Source organism: Acidimicrobiales bacterium (genome assembly GCA_036273495.1).
GTDB lineage: Bacteria > Actinomycetota > Acidimicrobiia > Acidimicrobiales > JAJPHE01 > DASSEU01.
In genome coordinates, this window is the sequence record DASUHN010000328.1 from 1 (window position 1) to 4,627 (window position 4,627).

Sequence of the window (4,627 nt, forward strand, 5' to 3'; positions counted from 1 at the left end):
GACCTACGGCAAGAACAGCACGGACTGGGGGGACTACAACAGCCCCACCACCAACGCCCTCATCGACAAGGCCCTGTCGGCCACCTCCGCCAGCCAGGCCCTCACCTACTGGCAGCAGGCCGCCAAGCAGATCATGGCCGACGCTGCGGTAGTCCCGATCGGCCAGCAGAAGACCGCCGTCTACCACTCCACCCGGCTGCAGAACTGCATCTGGAACACGTGGATCTCCAACTGTGACCCGACCTCGGTCTGGATCAAGCAATAGCTCGAGGTAGTCGGACCGAGAGGCCTTTCGGCGTCCCGCAGGCATGAGCCCGCTCCTGGACGTCGAGGGCCTCTCGGTCTCGTTCTCCACCCCTGACGGCGTGGTCCAGGCGGTGCGGGGCATCAGCTTCAGCGTCGATCCGGGGGAGACGCTGGGGATCGTCGGGGAGTCGGGGTCGGGCAAGAGCGTCGCCACCCAGACCATGGTCGGCCTGACCGCCGGCGCCGAGATCTCGGGGCGAGCCATCTTCCAGGGCCATGACCTGTTGCGCATGTCCCAGGAGGAGCTGCGTCAGGTGCGCGGCGCCCGGATCGGGATGATCTTCCAGGACCCGCTGTCGAGCCTGCACCCCTACTACCGGGTGGGCTGGCAGATCGCCGAGATGATCCGGGCCCACGAGAAGGTGTCGAAGGCGACGGCCCGGGAGCGCGCCGTCGAGCTCCTGGGCCGGGTCGGCATCCCCCGGCCGCGTGAGCGGGTGGACGACTATCCCCACCAGTTCTCGGGCGGGATGCGGCAGCGGGCCATGATCGCCATGGCCCTGGCCCTGAACCCCGCTCTCCTCGTCGCCGACGAGCCGACCACGGCCCTGGACGTGACCGTGCAGGCCCAGATCATGGAGTTGATCAAGCAGCTGCAGCGCGAGTTCCACATCGCCGTGATCCTCATCACCCACGATCTCGGGGTCGTGGCCGACATGGCCGACGAGGTGATGGTCATGTACGCCGGCCGGGCCATGGAGGTGGCCGGGCGGCGCGCCACCTACTACTCGCCCCACCATCCCTACACCGTCGGCCTCCTGGGATCGCTCCCGCAGCACGGAGGCGAGTCCGACCGGCTGCGGTCGATCCGCGGTCAGCCACCGAGCCTGATCAACCCGCCGTCCGGCTGCCCGTTCAACCCCCGCTGCGATTTCGTGATGCCCCGCTGCGCGGCCGAGACCCCGCCCCTCCGGGACGTCGGTGACGAGCCCGGACACCGTTCCGCCTGCTGGCTGCCGACCCATCTGGTGGGCACGGGCGCCGAGGTCGATGCCGGCCGGAAGCGGGCGGCGGACGAGGAGCGACAGGTGGAGTCGGTCCAGCCGTGAGCGACGGCGTGCTGATCCAGGCCGACGACGTGGTCAAGCACTTCCCCGTCGGGACCGTCCGGCTGCGTCGCGGCGGCGGGGACGTCGTCCACGCCGTCGACGGGGTCAGCCTCGAGGTCCGGCGGGGGGAGACGCTCGGCCTGGTCGGGGAGACCGGGTGCGGGAAGTCAACGCTGGCCCGCTGCCTCAACCGGCTGCTGGATCTCACCGCCGGCACGGTGGTGTTCGACGGCACCGACATCTCCCAGCTGTCCCGCCGCCAGATGCGCCCGTTCCGGCGGCGCATGCAGATGATCTTCCAGGATCCGTACGGCTCCCTCAACCCCCGGCGCCGGGTGGGGTCGATCATCGGGGACCCCCTCGCCATCCACGGCGTGGCCGAAGGAGGCGACCGCAAGCGGCAGGTCCAGCGGCTGATGGAGCTGGTCGGCCTCAACCCCGAGCACTACAACCGCTTCCCGGCCGAGTTCTCCGGCGGTCAGCGCCAGCGCATCGGGGTGGCCCGGGCCCTGGCGCTGGAGCCCGACCTGGTGATCTGCGACGAGCCGGTGTCGGCCCTCGACGTCTCCATCCAGGCCCAGGTGATCAATCTGCTGGCCGACCTCCAGGACACCCTCGGGCTCACCTACGTGTTCATCGCCCACGACCTGTCGGTCGTCCGCCACGTCAGCGACCGGGTGGCGGTGATGTATCTGGGCAAGGTCGTCGAGATCGCGCCCCGCCACGACCTCTACGAGACACCCCGCCATCCGTACACCCGGGCCCTGCTCTCGGCGGTCCCGGTCCCGGACCCCGACCGGGCGGCCCGGCGCCGCCCCGTGGTGCTCGGCGGGGACGTGCCCTCTCCGATCGACCCCCCGAGCGGGTGCCGGTTCCGCACCCGGTGCCCCAAGGCCCAGGACATCTGCGCCCGGGAGGACCCCCCGCTGGTGCCCCGCCAGGGGGACGGGCCCGAGCACCGGGCCGCGTGCCACTTCCCCCTTGCCGACGGGGAGCAGCTGCCCGCCGTGCCGGTGGTGGTGAGCGGGTCCGCAAGCTCGTCGTCCCCGGAGGTCGGGACCCCGTGAGCCAGATGATCTCCGAGGTCGGCGGGCACGACGCCGAGGCCGTCGCCGCCGCCATCCCGGGCCGGATCATCGAGGGCCGCAGCCCCTGGCGGCTTGCCTTCGAGCGGCTCCGCCACGACCGGGTGGCCGTCGGCTCCATCGTCGTCATCGTGCTCATAGCCCTGATGGCCGTCCTGGCCCCCCTCGTGGCCCATCTGACCGGCCACGGCGCCAACACCCAGTACCGGTCGATCGGGGTGTCCCCGGAGGGCCTGCCCGTGGGCCCGGGCCACCACTTCCTCCTGGGCGCCGACGAGCTGGGCCGCGACATCCTGGTCCGGATCTTCTACGGGGCCCGGATCTCGCTGCTGGCGGGCGTGGTGGCGGCGGCACTGGCCACGGCCGGAGGAGTGGTGATCGGTCTGGCGGCCGGCTACCTCGGGCGGGTCGTCGACACGATCCTGTCGCGGTTCATGGACGCGGTCCTGTCGCTGCCCTACCTGGTGTTCGCCATCGCCCTTATCTCGGTGATAGGACCGAGCCTCCTGGTCACGATCGCGGTCATCGCCTTCTTCTCGTTCGCGGCCGTGGGCCGGATCGTGCGGGGCCAGGTCTTGTCCATCAGGGAGAAGGAGTACGTCGAGGCGGCCCGGGCCCTCGGGGCCGGGGACCTGCGGATCATGTTCGTCGACATTCTCCCGAACGTGCTCGCCCCGGTCATCGTCTACCTGACGCTGCTGATCCCCGCCTCGATCGTCTTCGAGGCCACGCTGTCGTTCCTCGGCCTCGGCATAAAGCTGCCGACGGCCAGCTGGGGGAACATGCTGGCCGGCTCGCTGAGCTACTACCAGGTCGCGTGGTGGTACGTGGTGTTCCCCGGTCTGGCCCTCCTGGCCACCACTCTCGCCTTCAACCTGCTCGGTGACAGCGTCCGGGACGCCTTCGACCCCCGCTACAACCGCCTGATGAACCGGCGCTCGGTGCTCACGGGCTCGGACCTGCCGCCGATCAGCGACGAGTACGCCCTCGACCCCGTGGTCGACCTGGGCCAGGGCCCGGGGTCATGAGCCGCTTCCTGGCCCGGCGCCTCGCCTTCGGGCTCATCGTCCTCTGGGCCGTGGGGACGGCCGTGTTCATCCTCTACTACCTGGCGCCCAACGATCCCGCCCAGCTCATCGCCGGCCGCCAGGCCACGCCTCAGACCGTCGCCGCCGTGCGCCGGTCCCTCGGGCTCGACAAGTCCCTGATCCACCAGTACGGGAGCTACTTCTGGCGCCTGCTGCAGGGCAACCTCGGGTACTCCTACCGCAACTCCGAGCCGGTGACCTCGATCCTGCGCCGCGACTTCCCGGTGACGGCCTCGCTGGCTCTCGGAGGCGCGGTGCTGTGGATGATCATCGGGGTCCTGTCGGGGGTACTGGCCGCCACCCGGCCCCGCTCGCTGGCCGACCGGACCGTGACCGGGGCGGCACTCCTGTTCTACTCCATGCCAGTTTTTCTGCTCGGCGAGCTCATGCTGCTCGTGTTCTTCGACCGCATGCACCGGGCCGGGTTCAGCTTCTTCACCGTGACCGGGTACGTCGGCCCGACCCAGAGCGTGGGGGAGTGGGCCCGCCACCTGATCCTGCCCTGGTTCTCGCTCGCTCTGGTGCAGGCGGCGCTGTACGCCCGGCTGACCCGGGGATCGATGCTCGACGTGATGGGGGAGGACTACATCCGCACGGCGCGGGCCAAGGGCCTCCGCGAGCGCCGGGTCGTCTACCGCCACGGCCTGCGCGCCGCCATCTCCCCGGTCGTCACCCAGTTCGGCATCGACCTGGGGACGCTGCTGGGCGGCGTGATCGTCACCGAGACGGTGTTCGGCCTGCCGGGCCTCGGCAAGCAGATCGTCGACTCCATCACCGGCCAGGACCTGCCCGTGATCATCGCCATCGTGATCCTGGCGTCCACATTCATCGTCGCGGCCAACATCGCGGTCGACGCCCTGTACGCCGTGCTAGATCCGCGGGTGCGCCTGACCTGACGGCGCGTCCCGGTCCTCGGTCACGGACCGGATCGGGGTGTAGGACGCGATGCCGGCCGCCACCAGCGCCGGCGCCTCCAGGCCCGGCAGCTGCACCTCGCGACAGACGGGACGGCCGTTCGATTCGACGGCGGTGACGGCGGCGCTCGAACCGCTGGCGTCCCAGCTGGGCGCGGCCACCAGCACGTCGAGCCCGCAGGACC

Annotated in this window: 6 protein-coding genes; 5 read left to right on the forward strand and 1 reads right to left on the reverse strand. The window is 70.7% G+C overall.

All coding sequences use genetic code 11. The features are described from left to right. The 5 genes from VFW24_14055 to VFW24_14075 form a co-directional block, all read left to right on the forward strand. A partial coding sequence (locus VFW24_14055; GenBank protein ID HEX5267886.1) for a hypothetical protein occupies positions 1–265 on the forward strand: 265 nt, incomplete at its 5' end. A 43-nt stretch (positions 266–308) separates the two neighbouring features. Then, positions 309–1,355, forward strand: coding sequence for an ABC transporter ATP-binding protein (locus VFW24_14060; GenBank protein HEX5267887.1), 1,047 nt, complete (start codon positions 309–311; stop codon positions 1,353–1,355). Continuing rightward, on the forward strand, positions 1,352–2,422 hold the full coding sequence (locus tag VFW24_14065; protein HEX5267888.1) for an ABC transporter ATP-binding protein: 1,071 nt from the start codon (positions 1,352–1,354) through the stop codon (positions 2,420–2,422). Before VFW24_14060 ends, VFW24_14065 begins: the two co-directional genes overlap by 4 nt. Before the next feature lie 5 nt (positions 2,423–2,427). Further along, positions 2,428–3,468, forward strand: a complete 1,041-nt coding sequence (locus tag VFW24_14070; GenBank protein ID HEX5267889.1) for an ABC transporter permease — start codon at positions 2,428–2,430, stop codon at positions 3,466–3,468. Next, entirely contained in the window at positions 3,465–4,424 is a 960-nt protein-coding gene (locus VFW24_14075; protein HEX5267890.1) for an ABC transporter permease, read from the forward strand. The genes VFW24_14070 and VFW24_14075 overlap by 4 nt, the downstream gene beginning before the upstream one ends. On the opposite strand, the gene VFW24_14080 is transcribed toward VFW24_14075, so the two are convergent. Continuing rightward, on the reverse strand, positions 4,398–4,627 hold a 230-nt coding region (locus VFW24_14080), incomplete at its 5' end, for a hypothetical protein (protein ID HEX5267891.1). The genes VFW24_14075 and VFW24_14080 overlap by 27 nt on opposite strands.

Bases quoted from the DNA above. Each gene is read 5' to 3' on its own strand.
- VFW24_14070 (HEX5267889.1), top strand. From the start codon at position 2,428: ATGATCTCCGAGGTCGGCGGGCACGACGCCGAGGCCGTCGCCGCCGCC.
- VFW24_14060 (HEX5267887.1), top strand. From the start codon at position 309: ATGAGCCCGCTCCTGGACGTCGAGGGCCTCTCGGTCTCGTTCTCCACC.
- VFW24_14075 (HEX5267890.1), top strand. From the start codon at position 3,465: ATGAGCCGCTTCCTGGCCCGGCGCCTCGCCTTCGGGCTCATCGTCCTC.